A 16,831-nucleotide genomic window follows, 5' to 3' on the forward strand; every position below is an offset into this window, starting at 1 on the left:
CGGATTTTGTGCACTGGCATGAAAGCGGTTCGATAAGTACACTAAGACTTGTAGTGCAAAGAGAAAGGACGTGCGGCTTCATTGTTAACTCCTGCAAATCAAACATCTTCTTATGCGACACAACGGTTAATTAGCTTGCGCCATGCGGCGAGGCTTCTACTTATGTTGACGCTGGCAACGTCGATTCTGCTGCTGCCAAGCCTGGCGTCCGCCCACGCGGTCATCGAGAAGATGACGCCGGCCGCGGGCGAACGAATGGCGAAGGGACCGGAGAAGATCGAGCTGGCATTCAACGAGGCGATCGAATCGAAGGTCGGTTCGCTCAAGGTGCTGGACAAAAAATCCAAAACAATCGGCTCGTCCGAGCCGATGACGAGCAAGGATGGGCGCACGTTGTCGCTCGCGCTTCCTACGCTTGCGGAAGGCGTGTATACCGTCTCCTACAGCGTCATCTCGGCGGACGGTCATCCGGTAAGCGGATCGTACGTCTTTATCGTCGGCAATCCGCCGGAAGCCGTCGATGCGTCGAATTTCAACGTCCATACTGAGCTCGGCCACGAAGGGCACGTCATGTCGACCCAGCTAGGCGGCAGAGATTTCATCCTGTACGCCATCCGCATCGCATATTATGCCGCGCTAATGCTGGCCGCGGGACTTCTCCTATGGTCGGCCATCGCGAGACAGGAGAACCAGTCGCTGGGCCGCGTTCGCCGCAAATGGGAACTGCCCGTCGCGCGCAGCTTGCTCGTGATCGTCCTCCTCTTCGTGTTCATTCAAGCGACGGAGATGATGAAGGGTTATCCCGCAAGCGATTATGCGAAGTTATTCGGCCAAACCTCGGTCGGACGCGCCTGGCTGCTGCTCGTCGTGCTGGCAGTCGCCCTGTTCCCCGTGCTGAAGCTAGGTTCGGCCGTTCGGGCAGTCTGGGCGGTGCTTATCCTCGGCGTCGAGAGCTGGAGCGGACACGCGGCAGTCTATTCGCCGAAATTCGTAACGATCTTGCTGGATTTCATCCATCTGGCAGGCTCCGCGCTCTGGGCGGGCGGGCTCGTCCTCCTCTTCGCCGTGTGGAGGTTCGACCGCAAGGAGGCCGGGCGTTTCGCGGAGCAGTTCTCGCGGATGGCACTCCTGTCGATCGCGGTCATGACGGTGAGCGGCGTCGCCATGACGCTGTTCTTCCTGCCGTCGCTGGATTACCTGCTCTATACGCCTTGGGGCAAAATGCTCATCGCCAAGACCGCCGTCGTCGCGCTCGTGCTTGTCGTCGGCGCGCTACTCCGCTTCCGCGTGCGGAAGGGGCAGCTGCCGCCGGCCGCGCTGCTGAGGGCGGATTTAGGCTTGATGGCGCTCATAATCGCGATCGTTGGCATCTTCACGTACATTACGCCGCTGCCGGCGAACGAACCGATTCTGTATCATAAAATGGGCGAAGAGCAGCATCTCACCCTGCGCATATCGCCGAATAAGCCGGGGGCCGACAATACGTTCTCTCTTCGTGTCTGGCTGCCGGAGAACGTCGGTCCGGCGAAGTCGGTCAAACTGCGGATGATTTCGCTCGACCGTCCGGAGCTAGGCGCGATCGACGTGCCGCTCGCGCCGTTCGTGGACGAGGAGACGAGCGAATTCACCGGCTTCGTCGGCGAATCGTTGAAGGCCGAAGGGCCGTTCCTGCCGTTCGCGGGCAAATGGCAGGCGGAGATGCGGGTGATCACGCGGAACGACGACGAGATCGTGGAACGTTATGAGTTCCGCAACTATTAAGCGAGCCGGGGGAAGGAGCGGCGTCGATGCAATATAAGCGGATCAAATGGCTGATTCTATGGATCCCGACGGCGACGATCGCGCTGTGGGAATATGTGCGGCACGCGTTCCTGCTTCCTTATATCTCGATGGATCTGGGCAACTTGCTCGCGCCGGTCATCGTGCTGGTCGTGACGCTCACGCTCGTGCGCGGACTCATGCGCATGCTCGAGGAGGCGCACGAATCGCTGCAGCGGGAGCGGGCGGTGAAAGCCGCGCTCGTCGAGCGCGAGCAGCTGGCGCGCGAGCTTCACGACGGCATCTCGCAGTCGCTCTTCTTGCTTGCCGTCAAGCTCGATCGGCTGGAGCGGGAGACGGAGGGCGGCGCGGCCGCCCAGACGGCCGTCCAGCTGCGCGGCACCGTCAGGCGCGTGTTCGAAGACGTCAGGCAGTCGATCGCCAACCTGCGCAGCGAGCCGTCGCTGGCGGATACGGAGTGGATGCAGCCCGTCATGCTGCTCGCAGAGGAGTTGGAGCGTTCGGACGGCTTGCGGGTGGAGATGGACTGGCGGTTGTCGGAGCTGGGGCTGTCGAGCAAGCAGAAGGTCGAACTCATCGCCATCATCCGCGAAGCGATGCTGAACGTGCAGAAGCATGCGGGAGCAACCCGGATGCTGGTGCGCACGGAGCCGGCGGAGGGCGGCGGATTCCGCTGCACGGTCGAGGATGACGGCGCCGGCGCCGATATGGACGAACTGATGGCCAAAGGCCGGTACGGCATCCGCATGATGATGGACCGGGCCAAGGAAATGGACTGGCAGCTCGACATTGGCAGGGTCGGCGGACCGGCCGCGCGCGAAGAACGCGGCGGCGGTCTGCGCGTCGAGCTATCTTCGAAGGAGGGCGCTTGAGAATGAGGAAGCATCGCGAGCAGCTACGAGAACAAGCGCAAGCCGAGCAATCGGGAGGGGGAGTTCCGCAGCCGCCGAACCGGGTTCGGGTGGTGATCGTCGACGATCATCCGCACGGCCGGGAAGGCATGCGGGAGATTCTCGGCGCCGATCCGCTCTTCGCTATCGTCGGAGAGGCGGCGCACGGCGAGCAGGCGGTCTTGATGGCGGCCGAGCTCGCGCCGGATCTGATGCTGATGGACATCAACATGCCGGTCATGAACGGGATGGCGGCTACCCAGCATATCAAGGCGATCGATCCGAAAATCAAAATCGTCATGGTGACGGTGTCCGACGACATTACGCATCTTTTCGAAGCGATCAAGCGAGGGGCGCAAGGCTATTTGCGGAAGAACCTGTCTCCTTCCTCTTGGCTGGAATATTTGCGGGGCATCGTCGTCGACGAAGCGCCGATGTCGAAGGAGCTGGCGCAGCGTCTGCTGCAGGAATTTAGCGGCGTCGGCGCGTCGGGAACCGGCGATGCGGAGCAATTCGCGCCATCTACTGCCTCCGCCTCCCGGAATGGGAAGCCGATGATGTTCGAACGCGCGGAGACGAGTATCGGCGATCATGGCCGAACGCCGCTGACGCAGCGGGAAGGCGATATATTGGCGCGCGTCGCTTCCGGCGATTCGAACAAACAGATCGCCGCCACGCTCGGCTTGTCCGAGCATACGGTGAAGAACCACTTGAAGAACATTTTGCAGAAGCTGCATCTGGACAACCGGGTTCAGCTGACGCGCTACGCGTACGAGCAGGGCTTGGTTGGCGACCGTTAAGAGGCGGCATGAGGACTGCGGATTATGCGGAAGATTGGGAGGGGCTCGAATCGGCCGGAAGGCGGTTTGAGCTCCTTTTTTGTTGAGTTCACAATTTGGACACAATTGGCTAGCCCTATCGAGTCATGCCCCTGCAGCCCTGCCGCGATATACTTGGTTCATCGAGCTAACAGCATAGGGGGAAATATGAATGAACGCAATGAAGAAGATGACGGCCATCGCGATGGCGACGATGCTGTCGATGGTCCTGTTCGCGGGGATGGCGAGCGCGCACGTAACGGTATGGCCGAAGGCGACGACGCAGGGCAGCTACGAAGTATTCTCGGTGCGGGTGCCGAGCGAATCGGAGAACGTAACGACCAAGAGCGTACAGCTTACCGTGCCGGACGCGGTGAAGGTTTCCCGGGTCGAACCGAAGGCCGGTTGGACCTACGCGATCGAACAGAACGCGGAAGGCGGCATTACGAAAGTCACCTGGACGTCGGAAGGCGAAGGGCTGAAACAAACGGAATTCACCGAGTTCCGCGTGAGCGGCAAAGTAGCCGAGGACGCCACGGAGCTGCTGTGGAAGGCGTACCAAACGTATAGCGACAACTCGGTCGTGGAATGGATCGGCGCGGCGGATGCCGATTATCCGGCTTCCGTTACGACGGTGTCCCCGGGCGCGGCCGAGGGCGACGGACACCACGGCGCGGCTGCATCGTCCGATGCGGCTGCCGAAGAAGAAGAAACGGGCGGCGACTCCAAGCTGCCGCTTATCCTGTCGATCGTGGCGGTCGCGCTCGCGGCGCTCGCGGCCGTCCGTTCGTTCGCAGGCAAGAAATAACCGGTTCGGCGCGCAATGCCGAACCCGGAACGAGAGAGGTCCGCTTGCGGCGTCCGAACGATGCCGGCAGCGGGCCTTTTTCGCGGATTTTCGCGCGAAAGCTTGCGCTGGGGACGACATTTTATATATAATCGACACATACTTTAACGCGATGAGGAAGATAAGTACGCAGTACCGCCGCACAGGGAGAAGACGCCGAAGATTGAGAGCGTCTTTACGGGAACGTGGCTGCCGAAATTCCCTTCCGAGCAGGTCGCTGAACGGGCATGCGGTCTTAGGGCTGCTTGCGCAAGTAGGAGGACCCGGCTATCCGGCCGATATCCGGAGCATGAGGAACGGCTTAGGGCCGCCCCGTACTTGCGCTTAATCCGCGCTTGTCCACGGAGCGCCGACCGTTCGAATATGGGTGGTACCACGATCCTTTCGTCCCTGCAGCAGCGGGGAGGAAGGGTCTTTTTTATTTTGCGTGTGGAGGCGAAAGGAATGAAAGAACGTTTAGAAGCATTGCGTTCGGAGGCGTTGGCGGAACTTGAGACCGTCGACAGCCCGCAGCTGTTGAATGACTTGCGCGTCAAGTATTTGGGCAAGAAGGGCGCGCTCACGGAGATTTTGCGCGGCATGGGCTCGCTGAGCGCCGAGGAGCGCCCGGTCATCGGCCAAGTCGGCAACGACGTGCGCGCGGCGATCGAATCCGTCATTGAAACGAAGCAGGCGGCATTCGTCGCGGCGGAGACCGAGATGCGTCTTGCGGCCGAGACGATCGACGTGACGCTGCCGGGCAAGAAGCCGGAAGCGGGCGCGATTCATCCGCTGAACAAAGTGGTCCAGGAGATCGAGGATATCTTTGTCGGCCTTGGCTACACCGTCGCGGAAGGCCCGGAAGTCGAGACCGATTATTACAACTTCGAAGCGCTGAATCTGCCGAAGGATCACCCGGCCCGCGACATGCAGGACTCGTTCTACGTTACGGACGAAATTCTGATGCGCACGCAGACGTCCCCGGTTCAGGTACGCACGATGAAGGCGGCGCAAGGCAAGCCGATCAAAGTCATTTGCCCGGGCAAAGTATACCGCCGCGACGACGACGACGCGACGCATTCGTTCCAGTTCAACCAGATCGAAGGGCTCGTGATCGGTCCGAACATCCGGATGAGCGACCTGAAGGGCACGCTCCTTCAGTTCGTGCAGCTCATGTTCGGCAAACAGGCGCAAATTCGTCTGCGTCCGAGCTTCTTCCCGTTCACGGAGCCGAGCGCCGAAGTCGACGTCACTTGTTCGCAGTGCGGCGGCGACGGCTGCCGGATGTGCAAGCATACCGGCTGGCTCGAGATTCTCGGCTGCGGCATGGTGCATCCGCGCGTCCTGGAGATGGGCGGCTACGACCCGAACGAAGTGAGCGGTTTTGCGTTCGGCATGGGCGTGGAGCGGATCGCGCTGCTGAAATACGGCATCGACGACATCCGTCACTTCTACACCAACGACCTGCGCTTCCTGAGCCAGTTCGTCCGAATGTAAAGACAAGTTTGTAATAGGAGGGTACGACAGTGAACGTTTCATGTAAATGGTTGAGCGAATATATCGATTTGAGCGGATATAACGGCGGACAGCTCGCCGAACTGATGACCAGCGGCGGGATCGAGATCGACATCGTCGAGAACCGCAATAAAGGCGTGACCGGAGTCGTCGTCGGCCACGTGGTCGAGCGCGAGAAGCATCCGGATGCCGATAAACTGTCCGTGTGCAAAGTGAACGTCGGGCAGGAAGAATTGTTGCAGATCGTCTGCGGCGCGAAGAACGTGGCCGCCGGCCAGCTCGTGCCGGTCGCGACGATCGGCGCGAAGCTGCCGGGCGACTTCGCGATCAAGCGCGCCAAGCTGCGCGGCGTGGAATCCCAAGGAATGATCTGTTCGGCGAAGGAGCTGGGACTGAACGACAAGCTGCTGCCGAAGGAGCAGCAAGAGGGGATTCTCGTCCTGCCGGAAGGCACGCCGGTCGGCGCATCGATACTCGACGTGCTGGCGATCGCGGACGAGGTGCTCGAGCTTGACTTGACGCCGAACCGTTCGGACTGCCTCAGCATGCTGGGCGTGGCCTATGAGGTTGCCGCGCTGACGGGCCGTCCGGTCACCCTGCCGCAGGCGGGCTTGAACGATGCCGCCGAGGTGGCGTCCGATTACGTGAAGGTGGCGGTGGAAGCGGAGGCGCAATGCACGCATTACGCCGCGCGCTACATTAAAGGCGTTCATATCGGGCCTTCCCCGCAATGGATGCAGAACCGCCTCATGGCGGCGGGCGTCCGTCCGATCAACAACGTCGTCGACGTGACGAACTACGTCATGCTGGAATACGGGCAACCGCTGCACGCGTTCGACGCCGACAAAGTCGAAGGGGGCCGCATCTTGGTTCGACTGGCCGGCGAAGGCGAGACGATGGTCACGCTGGACGGGCAAGAGCGCAAGCTGGAGCCGCATATGCTCGTCATCACGGACGGCGCGAATCCGATCGCGCTAGCCGGCGTGATGGGCGGCGCGAACTCCGAGGTGACCGATGCAACGGTGAACATCCTGCTGGAGTCGGCGCGCTTCGACGGTTCGACCGTCCGCAAGACGAGCCGTCAGCTCGGTCTTCGTTCCGAATCGAGCGCGCGCTTCGAGAAGGGCGTCGATCCGGCGCGCGTCATCCCGGCGCTCGACCGAGCGGCGGCCTTGATCGCCGAAGTCGCGAGCGGCCTCGTGCTGGACGGCATCGTACAGTCGGAACCCGCGGCGAACGAGGAAGCCAAGATCGCCGTTTCGATCGCGAAGATCAACGGTTACCTCGGCACGGAGCTGTCCCGTCTGGAGATCGAGACGATCTTCGGCCGACTGCAGTTCGGATGCGAAGTATCCTCCGATGATGTGTTCACCGTCCATGTTCCTTCCCGCCGCGGCGATATTACCCGCGATGTAGATCTGATCGAAGAAGTGGCCCGGCTGTACGGCTATGACAATATTCCGACGACGCCGATCGAAGGAGCGACATCGCCGGGTGCGCTGACGAAACCGCAGGCGATCCGCCGCGAGCTGCGCAAGCGGCTGACGAACGCGGGGCTGCATGAGGTCATCAGTTACTCGTTCACGCATCCGGAGCGTACGGCGCTCTTCCCGGATCTGACGAGCGAGGCGACGCCTGTTCGCCTGGCGCTGCCGATGAGCGAAGACCGCAGCGTGCTGCGCACGTCGCTGCTGCCGCAGCTCCTCGAGACGGCGACGTACAACCGGAACCGGAAGAACGACGACGTGGCGATTTTCGAAATCGGCAGCGTCTTCCACACGGACGAAGCGGAGCTGACGCGCCTGCCTCAGGAGAAACACCGTTTGGCGGCGCTCATTACGGGCAACCGCATCGGCGCGAAGTGGAATCGCAAAGCGCAGCCGGCCGACTTCTACGATGCTAAGGGCATTGTCGAAGCGATCGCCGAGACGCTCGGCGTGACCGGTTCGCTGTCGTACGAAGCCGCGCAGCCGGAGCACTTCCACCCGGGCCGCACGGCCGCGATTAAGCTGGGTACCGAGCGCGGCCCGCTCGTGATCGGATACGTCGGCCAGCTTCACCCGTCGGTGCAGCTCGCCAATGACCTCGGCGACACTTACGTCGTGGAGCTGGAGCTTGCGCCGCTGTACGATCAGGCGGATTTCGGCATCGTGTACAAAGCGCTGCCGCGCTACCCGGCGATGCAGCGGGATATTGCGCTCGTGGTCGACCGTGATGTGGAAGCCGGCGCGCTGAGCGCGGCCGCGGCGGAACAAGCCGGCGCGCTGCTCGAGTCGATTAATGTGTTCGACGTCTACACCGGAGAGCGTCTCGGGGCAAGCAAGAAGAGCGTCGCGCTGTCGCTCGTCTACCGTCATGCGGAGCGTACGCTGACGGACGAGGAAGTCACGGAGTTGCACGCTTCCGTCGTGTCGAAGCTGGAACAATCTTTTGGCGCGGAATTGCGTAAATAGGCAGGAGATGCAAGAAGCCGCATCGAATTAGTTCATTGCGAACCGATTCGATGCGGTTTTTCTGTTCAAATACAGGTATTTATCAGTTTCGCGTTTATAAATCATCCTGTATTTCACGGCATGAAACGCGCTGCGCCGCTGAAAGACGGCGCAGCCGTTTCTTGCCTGGAGCGCGAATGCGCTTCCAAGGAAGCAACCGCGCGGCATCGGCGCGCACCGGCAGCTAGTTTTTCGGGTATGGCCAATGGAAGGCATATGGCGGTCCGGCCCTCGGCTTGATTCGCCAAGAGCCCATCGGTTATGCTGTTTGAAACGATTGCGTTGATAGCTTTGAAGCTTGCAAGAAGCCGATTGGAAGTACAGGAACGATAGAAGCCCCGAAGTTAAGTCACAAGGATATTTCCCGAGGAGGAACCGCCTTCATGGATGCTGCCGGACGTAAAAGCATAACGGTTGATATATATGGTCATCAGTTCAAATTAATGGGTCACACGAACCCCGAGTATATTCGGAGGGTGGCCGCGCTTGTCGACGAAAACATGCACAAGCTGGCGAAAGGATATCCGCGTCTGGACATCCCTAAACTCGCGCTGCTTGCTGCCGTACATATGGCGGAAGACGTATTTCGGCTAGGCCGGGAGAACGAACATCTGCACGAAACGGAAATACGCTGCCAGACGCTGGCGCAGGAGCTCGACGGCGCGCGCGCCGAGCGGGAGTCGCTGCAAGGTGAGCTGGAGCAGGCGAAGGCGGCCGCGATCCAGGAGCTAGAGAAAGCCTACGCGGAAGCCGCCGATGAGCTGACGCAGCTCCGCCAAGAGAAGGAAAAGGAACTTGCCGCGCTGAAGGAAGCGAAGGAGACGGAACTCGCGACGGCCGAGCGCCGGCATCAGTCGGTCATTACGGAGATGCGCGAGGAGCTGAGTCTGGAGCTGGAACTGCAGCGCGAGCATTACGAGCAGGCGGCGGAAGCGACCGCGGCCGAGCTGGAGCGGATTCGCGCCTCGCTGGCGGAGGAGCTTCGCATGGCGGCCGAATCGCATGCCGAGTCGGCTCGGGAAGCGGCGGCGCAGCTGACGCGCCTTCAGGCGGAATTGGCCCGCGAGAGGGAACTGGGCGCGGACGAGACGGCTAGGCTGAACGCCGAGCTGGAGCAGGCGATGCTGATCTACGCCGAAGCGGAGGAGAAAGCCTCGGAAGCCTTGGCGCAGACGCGGGCGGAGCTCAATGCCGAGCTAGACGGGCTGAAAACCGAGCATATGGAGGCGCTGGCGCGTGCAGCAGCCGAGCTAGAGCATGAGCGGGAGGCGGCAGGCAGCGTGCTGGCCCGCAAGACCCGCGAGCTCGAAGAGGCGATCGCGGCGAAGGAGACCGCGGAAGCGGCGAAGGAAGCCGAGTTGGCGGCGTTGCGCCAGACGATGCAGGAGCGGTTGGAACAGGCGCAGATCGCCGTCATTGCGGCGGAACAGGCGGCCGACGAAGCCGTAGCGAAACTGCGCGCCGAGCTGGAGGCTCAGCTGGAGCAGGCGCTGGCCGTTCAGATCGAGGCGGAAGCGGAAGCGGTGGCCGAACTGGCCCGCGTTCGCGACGCGCTGCAGGCGGAGCTTGCGCAAGCGCAGGCTTCCCACGCCGAGGCGGCGGCCGCCGCGGACGAGCTATTGCGAGCCCAGCATGCGCTGCGGCTTGAGCTGGAGCAGGCGCGCGAGCTCCGCGACTCGCAAGAGGCGCAGCTCGACGAGTCGAAACGCCGGATCGAAGCGCTTCAAGAGCAACTGGCGCAGGCCGAGCAATCGCATGCGAGTCATGCCGGCGAGCTGCGGATGGAGATCGAGCTGCTGCATGAGGAGCTGGCGTCGGCGAAGGACGCGCATGCCGGCCGTACCGACGAGCTGCAGGCGGAGATCGGTCTGCTGCGGCACGAATTGACGCAGGCGAAGGACGCGCATGCGAACCAAGAAGGCGAACTGCAAGCGGAGATCGAGCTTCTCCAGGAAGAGCTTGAGCATACGAGGAGCGCCCATGCGAGCCATGCCGGCGAACTTCGCGCCGAGATCGAGCGGTTGGAAGTAGAACTGGCAACCGCGAAGGACGCGCATGCCGGTCAAACAAGCGAGCTTCAAGCGGAGAGCCATCAGCTTCGGGAAGAACTGGCGAAAGAAAGGGATGCGCATGCGTTCCGCGCCGGAGAACTGCAAGCGGAGATCGAGCTGCTGCAAGATGAGCTCGCGGAGAAGCAAAGCGCGCATGCGATCCGAGCTGAAGAGCTTCAAGCTAGGATCGAGCGATTAGAGGAAGAGCGGGCGACCGACGCGAGCGCGCATGCGAGCCAAACGAGCGAGCTGCAGGCCGAAATCGAGCTGCTTCGAGAAGAGTTGACGGTTGCTCAAGAATCGCATGTCGGCCAAAAAGGCGATATGCAGGCGGAGATCGAGCGGCTGCGCGACCAGCTCGCGAAGTCGCAGGACGCGCACGGGATCGAAACGAGCGATCTCCGTACGGAGATCGAGCTGCTGCAGGAAGAGCTGGCGGCTGCCAATGCAGCGCATGCCGGTCAAACCGATGAGCTTCAGGCGGCAATTACACGCGTTCGGGAAGAGCAGGCGCAAGCAGGCGACTTGCACGCAAGCGAAACGAGCCGGCTGCACGCGGAGATCAAGCAGCTTCACGAAGAGTTAGCCCAAGCTAAGCTATCCCACTCGGCCGAGTCGGAATCGCTGCGAGCGCAGCTAACGCAGGATACGGCTGACGCGCAAGCGCGGCTGACGCAGGCGCAGGCGGAACTTGACCAACTGCTCGCCGCTTTCGAAGAAGCGGAATCGGCTGCGGCGGCCAAGCTGGAGCGGCTGCAGACCGAACTTGCGGAGGAACGCGCGGCCTCGTCGGACACGATCGCCGAACTCGAGCGCGAGCTTGCCGCCGCGCAAGCCGCGTTGTCGACCGAGCGGGAGAACGCGCGCGCCGCGCTGGCGGATGCGCACGCGCAGCACGTCTCCCGCGAAGAAGAGGCGCAAGCGGAGTTCGCGCAGGCGGCGGCCGCGGCCGCCGAACAGCTCGAGGCGGTTAGTCGCGATTTCGAGGAGCGTATCGCGTTGGCGCAGTTGGAGCTTGCGGAATCGGAGGCCGGGAAGGAAGCTCGGCTGGCTCAGCTTCAAGCGCAGCATGATCAGGCGCAGGAAGAGCTCCGGGAGGAGCTTCGCCGCATACGCGACGAAGCGCGCGCCCAGTTGGAGCTGGCCCGCGAGTCCGCGCGTCTCGGACTGGAAGGAGAGCGCGAGGCGGCGAAGGCGCAGCTGGATCGCGCCGCCCTGGAGGCGGCCGCAGAGCTGTCCCGCGTCCGCGAAGAGCTACAGCTGGAGCTGGAGATCGAACGGGAGCTTCATACGGAGGCGGCGTCTGCCGCGATCGAGGAGATTAATCGGCTGAGAACGGCCAACGAAACTGCGCTGGAAGAGGCGCAAGCGCTGGCGCGCCAGCAGCTGGAGCAAGTCCGCGAAGCGTTCGCGAGCGGCATTGAGCAGGAGAAGCGCAAGCATGAGACGATGCTCGAGGCGGAGCGGCAAGCGACCGCCGAGGCGCAAGCCGCTCATGCCACGGTGCTGCTGGAGCTTGAAGCCGCGAAGCAAGCGGCCGAGGCCGAGCTGGCAACCGTTCGCGGTCAAGCACAAGCCGAGCTAGATACGGCCCGTCAAGCCGCCGCTGTGGAGTTGGAAGCATTGAAGGCCACCCTTGCGCGCCAAGCGGAGGAGGAGCGACGGATGCTGCAAGCGCAGGTAGAGGAAGCGCGGCAAGCGGCGCAAACCGAGCTAGCTCGCGAGCGGGAGAGCTCGGGCCGTCAGCTGGCGCAGGAGCGCGAGGGCGCGCAAGCGCTGCTCGACGAAGCGGTGCTGGAGCAGATGGAGCTGGCCGAAACGCTCCGCGCCGAATACGAAGCGCGCATTCGCTCGCTCGAAGAAGCGAGGCAGACCGAGCTTGACCGCAGCCGGACGGCGAACGAAGAGTGGCGCGAGCAGGTCGAGGCGCTGGAAGCGGAGCTAGATCGCGTTCGCGGCGAGCGGGTAGCCGCCGTCGCGGCCGCGCAAGCGGCGGAAGGCGAGAGCCGGGCGCGATTGACCGAAGCCGAGGCTTCGATGCGGGCGCGAATCGACGAATTGGAATTCCAGCTGCTGGAAGCGTCGGAAGCGGCGACGGAGCTGCGCGTCCAGTTGGACGAGCTGAAGCAGAAGGAAGCTCAGCGTAGTCAAACCGCGGGAAGGCAGGACGAGCAGCTGCGCAAGCAGAGCGAGCAAGCCGCGACCGCGCAACGCCACGTACAGCAGCTGGAAGTGCAGGTCCGTGAGTTGACGGACGTCCGGGAGCGGCTTCGCCTGGAGCAGGAGACGCTCAAAGGCCGGGAGCGCGAGCTTAGGGCGAAGCTCGGCGCCGCTGAGCAAAGGCTGCTGGAACAGCGCGGCAATCTGCAGGAGCTAGAGACTCTTCGCGAACAGACCGCGGCGCGGATCGCCGAAGCGGAAGCAAGCCTTGCCGGCGCGCTGCAGCGCGCGGCCGAGCTGGAGCGAGAGCGTCAGGCGGCGGGCGAAGAGCTGGAGTTGGCGCGGCGCCAAGCTGCCGCGCACGCGGAAGCCGAGACAACGCTGGCGGACCAGCTTGCGCTCGCGCGGGACGAAGCGGAAGAGCGAATCCGCGAGCTAACGCGTCAAGTGTACGCGCTGCAATCCGAGATGGAAGAGCTGCAGCGGAATGCCGATCAAGCGGCGTTCGAGCGGCTGCAGGTCGAGCACAACAAGCTGAAGATCGAATATTCGAAGCTTCAGACCGAATACAACGAATGGATCGAACTGATCGAAGAAAGTTAAGCAGCGGTTATCGGGGCAGAATTCGCAAGGGAGGGCTCGCCATAACGGAGAGCCCTCCCTTTTTGCCATATAGGATCGTATATTTATCATTCATATACAAAAGCCTCTATGTCTCTGGAATGAAACGCGCATCGCCGCTAAAAGACGGCACAGCCGTTTCACCTTGCCTGCCGCGCGCAGGAGGAACATAAAGAAAAGCGCCCCGACGCCAAGATGGCGCGAGACGCTAGCATTTATTCGACGACGATCGTCGATTTCATTTTGGAGTGGCCGGCGCCGCACTGAATGTTACAGAAGAAGGTGTACGTGCCCGGTTCGTTAATGGTGACGACTTCGGCGTCGCCGGACTGGATTTTCACGCCGAGATCCTCGATTAGGATGCCGTGAATACCCGATTTGGTTTCGACGCTGATTTTCGTCGCTTCGCCTTTTTTGATTTTATATTCGGCTTGGTCAAACTCCCAGTTGGATGCTTTGATGACGATTTCGCTCGCGGCCGTAGCCGGTTCTTCTACCGCGCTTCCCGTCTCTTCGGCGTTGTTGCCGGAACCGCAAGCGGCCAATACGAGCATGATTGCGGCGAGCGTCATCATGAGCCATGTTTTCTTGAACAAAGGTGATACCCCTTTCCGTGCGTGGACTTTAGTTCTAGTGATTCGTACTTAAGTATACCGCTAATCGGACAAAATACCAGTGACGAACTGTTGAAGGATCGAATGCGTACGATGTCGATTTGCGGAGAAGCGCACATAAAACCGGCCCCGCATGGAGGCGAGGCCGAGTTTTATATCATGCGATGAAGCCCGAGAACCTTAACCGCGCTCTTCCCGACGACCGGCCTCGTATGGCGTGCTGACCGGAATGAACAAGTCGATGATCCCGATCACCAAGGCCGCGAGGATGGCGCCGAGCCATGTGACGGCGACGCCGCCGACGATGAATTGCGCGACCCAGATGACGGCCGCACTGGCGATGAATCCGACGATGCCGCGCCCGAACGGCGTCACGCGTTTGCCGAAAATCCCTTCAATGATCCAGCCGAACGCCGCGATGACCAGTGCCAAGAACAACGCGCTCCAGAAACCGCCGACGCTGAACTGCGGGACGATGTAGCCGACCACCATCAAGACGATCGCCGCTACGATGAAACGGACGATATGACCCAAAATATGCATGACGAAACCCTCCTGAACCAAAGTTTGTGATGCAAAGTTTCGTTGCAACAACTAGTGTCCCCCGCCTGATGACGGGCATGCATCCCAGCTTCCGTCATGGCATACGCATACAGCTTCGGCTATAATAAGGAACGAGAGGAGTTGTGCTCAGATTGGACACCAAAATACTGCAAACATTAGAGTTTTCCAAAATTGTACATAGATTGACCTCCCATGCGGCGACTTCGCTCGGCAAGGCGGCGGCGGAAGCGTTAAGCCCAAGCTCCGACCTGGAAGAAGTGAAGCTGCGGCTGCAAACGACGGACGAAGCCTATAAGGCGGACCGGCTGAAGGGCAACGCGCCGTTCGGCGGCGTGACCAACATTCGTCCGCAGCTGCTCCGATCCAAGATAGGCGGCACCCTTAATCCGGCCGAGCTGCTGGAGATCGCCGAGACGATCCGCGGTTCGCGCAGAGTGAAGCGGCACGTGCTTAATCTGCACGAGGACGATCCGATTCCGCAGCTGGCGTTTCAGGCGGAGCAGCTTACCGAGCACAAGTCGCTCGAGGACGCGATTCTCGCCTGCATCGACGACCAAGCGGAAGTGATGGATAGCGCAAGCAGCGAGTTGGCGGCGATCCGCAGGGAAATCCGCGGCGGCGAAGGCCGCATCCGCGAGAAGCTCGAGAGCATGATTCGATCCTCCTCCGTGCAGAAAATGCTGCAGGACGCGATTATTACGATCCGCGGCGACCGCTACGTCATTCCGGTAAAGCAAGAATACCGCTCGCACTTTGGCGGCATCGTGCACGATCAATCCGGATCGGGCGCGACGCTGTTCATCGAGCCGGAAGCGATCGTGGCAATGAACAATAAGCTGCGGGAGCAGCGGGCGGCCGAGTCGCGCGAAATCGAGAAAATCCTCCAGATCCTCACGGCGCAGACGGCGGAATACGCGGATGAACTGCTGCTCGATCTCGACGTGCTCGGCCAGTTGGACTTCGCTTTCGCGAAAGCGCGTCTTGCCCACGGCATGCGCGCCAGCCTGCCGATGGTGAACGATCGAGGATTCCTGAAGCTGAAGCGCGGCCGCCATCCGCTCATCGCGCACGAGAAGGTGGTTCCGCTTGACGTGGAGTTAGGCGATCAATATTCGGCGATCATCGTAACCGGACCGAATACCGGGGGTAAGACGGTATCGCTCAAGACGATCGGCCTGCTCAGCTTGATGGCGATGTCGGGTCTGTTCGTTCCGGCCGAGGATGGCAGCGAGCTGAGCGTGTTCGACGCGATCTACGCCGACATCGGCGACGAGCAGAGCATCGAGCAAAGCTTAAGTACGTTCTCCAGCCACTTGACCAATATCATCCGCATCTTGAAAGGCATGACGCCGAGAAGCCTCGTGCTGCTCGACGAACTCGGCGCGGGCACGGACCCGGCGGAAGGCTCGGCGCTGGCGATCGCGATTCTGGAGCACATGCACAAGATGGGCTGCCGGATCGTGGCGACGACGCATTACAGCGAGCTGAAGGCATACGCCTATAACCGTAAAGGCATTATCAACGCGAGCATGGAGTTCGACGTGCAGACGCTCAGCCCGACGTATCGGCTGCTCGTCGGCGTGCCCGGCCGAAGCAACGCGTTCGCGATCGCCGAACGGCTCGGCCTGCAGCGCTCGATCATCGAGCACGCGCGCGGGGAAGTCAGCGAAGAGGACATGCGCGTCGAGTCCATGATTGCCTCACTCGAAGCGGACCGTATCGGGGCCGAAGCCGAACGCCATAGGGCCGAGGCGCTGCGCAAGCAGATGGAGGCGCAGCGGGAGCGCCACGAGGAAGAGCTGCAGCGTTTCGAGGAGCAGCGCGACAGGCTGCTCGAGAAGGCGCACGAGGAAGCGCGCGAAGCGGTCGCGAAGGCGAAGCGCGAAGCCGAGACGATCATCGCCGACCTGCGCAAGCTGGCGCTCGAGGAAGGCGCTTCGGTCAAGGAGCATAAGCTGATTGAAGCCAGACGCAAGCTCGATGACGCCGCGCCGGCGCCGAAGCTGGCGAAGGGCGCCAAGACGAAGCCAGCCAAGTCGCAGCAGATAAGTCCGGGCGACGAAGTCACGGTGTACAGCCTGAACCAGCGCGGTCATATCGTGGAACTTAGCGGGTCCGACGCGCTCGTCCAACTGGGCATCATGAAGATGAAGGTGGCGCTCTCCGACTTGGAGCTCGTGAAGCGGGCCGAGACGGCCAAGACGCAGCAGCCGAAACAGGCTGCCAGCTTGAAGCGGACGCGCGACGAAAATACGCGGATGGAGCTGGACCTGCGGGGAGCGAACCTGGAAGAAGCGATCCACGAGGTGGATCGCTTCCTGGACGAGTCTTTCCTGGCGGGACTAGGCCGCGTGTACATTATCCATGGCAAAGGCACGGGCATTCTGCGTACGGGCATTAGCGATTTCCTGCGCCGTCACAAGCATGTGAAAGGTTACCGGCTGGGCGATTACGGGGAAGGCGGGTCGGGCGTGACGGTAGCGGAGTTGAAGTAAGTTTAC

The 16,831-nt window shown here is 61.8% G+C and carries 10 protein-coding genes; 8 read left to right on the forward strand and 2 right to left on the reverse strand.

What is annotated here, in order from left to right:
* Window positions 1-162 precede the first annotated feature (162 nt).
* From BCM02_RS29695 to zapA, 7 genes are all read left to right on the forward strand, one after another.
* A complete protein-coding gene (locus BCM02_RS29695; RefSeq protein WP_148932760.1) occupies window positions 163-1,761 on the forward strand; it encodes a copper resistance CopC/CopD family protein in 1,599 nt (532 codons plus the stop codon).
* 26 nt (window positions 1,762-1,787) lie between these two features.
* Window positions 1,788-2,651 carry a sensor histidine kinase gene (locus tag BCM02_RS29700; RefSeq protein WP_148932761.1) on the forward strand — a complete coding sequence of 288 codons (864 nt, stop codon included), beginning with the start codon at window positions 1,788-1,790 and terminating at the stop codon, window positions 2,649-2,651.
* 128 nt (window positions 2,652-2,779) lie between these two features.
* Window positions 2,780-3,469 (forward strand): response regulator, encoded by a 690-nt coding sequence (locus tag BCM02_RS29705; RefSeq protein WP_246183617.1) that lies wholly within the window; start codon window positions 2,780-2,782, stop codon window positions 3,467-3,469.
* Window positions 3,470-3,659: 190 nt separating this feature from the next.
* Window positions 3,660-4,295, forward strand: coding sequence for a YcnI family copper-binding membrane protein (locus BCM02_RS29710; RefSeq protein WP_246183606.1), 636 nt, complete (start codon window positions 3,660-3,662; stop codon window positions 4,293-4,295).
* Window positions 4,296-4,778: 483 nt separating this feature from the next.
* Window positions 4,779-5,810 (forward strand): phenylalanine--tRNA ligase subunit alpha, encoded by a 1,032-nt coding sequence (gene pheS, locus BCM02_RS29715; protein ID WP_148932763.1) that lies wholly within the window; start codon window positions 4,779-4,781, stop codon window positions 5,808-5,810.
* A gap of 29 nt (window positions 5,811-5,839) precedes the next feature.
* Window positions 5,840-8,281, forward strand: a complete 2,442-nt coding sequence (gene pheT, locus BCM02_RS29720; protein ID WP_148932764.1) for a phenylalanine--tRNA ligase subunit beta — start codon at window positions 5,840-5,842, stop codon at window positions 8,279-8,281.
* Between the two features lie 422 nt (window positions 8,282-8,703).
* Window positions 8,704-13,134, forward strand: coding sequence for a cell division protein ZapA (gene zapA / locus BCM02_RS29725; RefSeq protein ID WP_148932765.1), 4,431 nt, complete (start codon window positions 8,704-8,706; stop codon window positions 13,132-13,134).
* Window positions 13,135-13,367: 233 nt separating this feature from the next.
* Here zapA and BCM02_RS29730 read toward each other — a convergent pair whose 3' ends face one another.
* Entirely contained in the window at window positions 13,368-13,748 is a 381-nt protein-coding gene (locus tag BCM02_RS29730) for a cupredoxin domain-containing protein (protein ID WP_148932766.1), read from the reverse strand.
* A 198-nt stretch (window positions 13,749-13,946) separates the two neighbouring features.
* Window positions 13,947-14,309, reverse strand: a complete 363-nt coding sequence (locus BCM02_RS29735; protein ID WP_148932767.1) for a phage holin family protein — start codon at window positions 14,307-14,309, stop codon at window positions 13,947-13,949.
* Between the two features lie 152 nt (window positions 14,310-14,461).
* Here BCM02_RS29735 and BCM02_RS29740 point away from each other — a divergent pair, with 152 nt between their 5' ends.
* Window positions 14,462-16,825: an endonuclease MutS2 gene (locus BCM02_RS29740; protein ID WP_148932768.1), complete on the forward strand. Its 2,364-nt coding sequence runs from the start codon at window positions 14,462-14,464 to the stop codon at window positions 16,823-16,825.
* Window positions 16,826-16,831: the final 6 nt, after the last annotated feature.

Origin of the sequence: Paenibacillus methanolicus (assembly GCF_008124765.1) — a bacterium.
GTDB classification, from domain to species: Bacteria; Bacillota; Bacilli; order Paenibacillales; family Paenibacillaceae; genus Paenibacillus_Z; species Paenibacillus_Z methanolicus.

Coding starts and splice junctions, on each gene's coding strand:
- BCM02_RS29695 (WP_148932760.1), top strand. CDS start 163: ATGTTGACGCTGGCAACGTCGATTCTGCTGCTGCCAAGCCTGGCGTCC.
- BCM02_RS29700 (WP_148932761.1), top strand. CDS start 1,788: ATGCAATATAAGCGGATCAAATGGCTGATTCTATGGATCCCGACGGCG.
- BCM02_RS29705 (WP_246183617.1), top strand. CDS start 2,780: ATGCGGGAGATTCTCGGCGCCGATCCGCTCTTCGCTATCGTCGGAGAG.
- BCM02_RS29710 (WP_246183606.1), top strand. CDS start 3,660: ATGAACGCAATGAAGAAGATGACGGCCATCGCGATGGCGACGATGCTG.
- pheS (WP_148932763.1), top strand. CDS start 4,779: ATGAAAGAACGTTTAGAAGCATTGCGTTCGGAGGCGTTGGCGGAACTT.
- zapA (WP_148932765.1), top strand. CDS start 8,704: ATGGATGCTGCCGGACGTAAAAGCATAACGGTTGATATATATGGTCAT.
- BCM02_RS29735 (WP_148932767.1), bottom strand. CDS start 14,309: ATGCATATTTTGGGTCATATCGTCCGTTTCATCGTAGCGGCGATCGTC.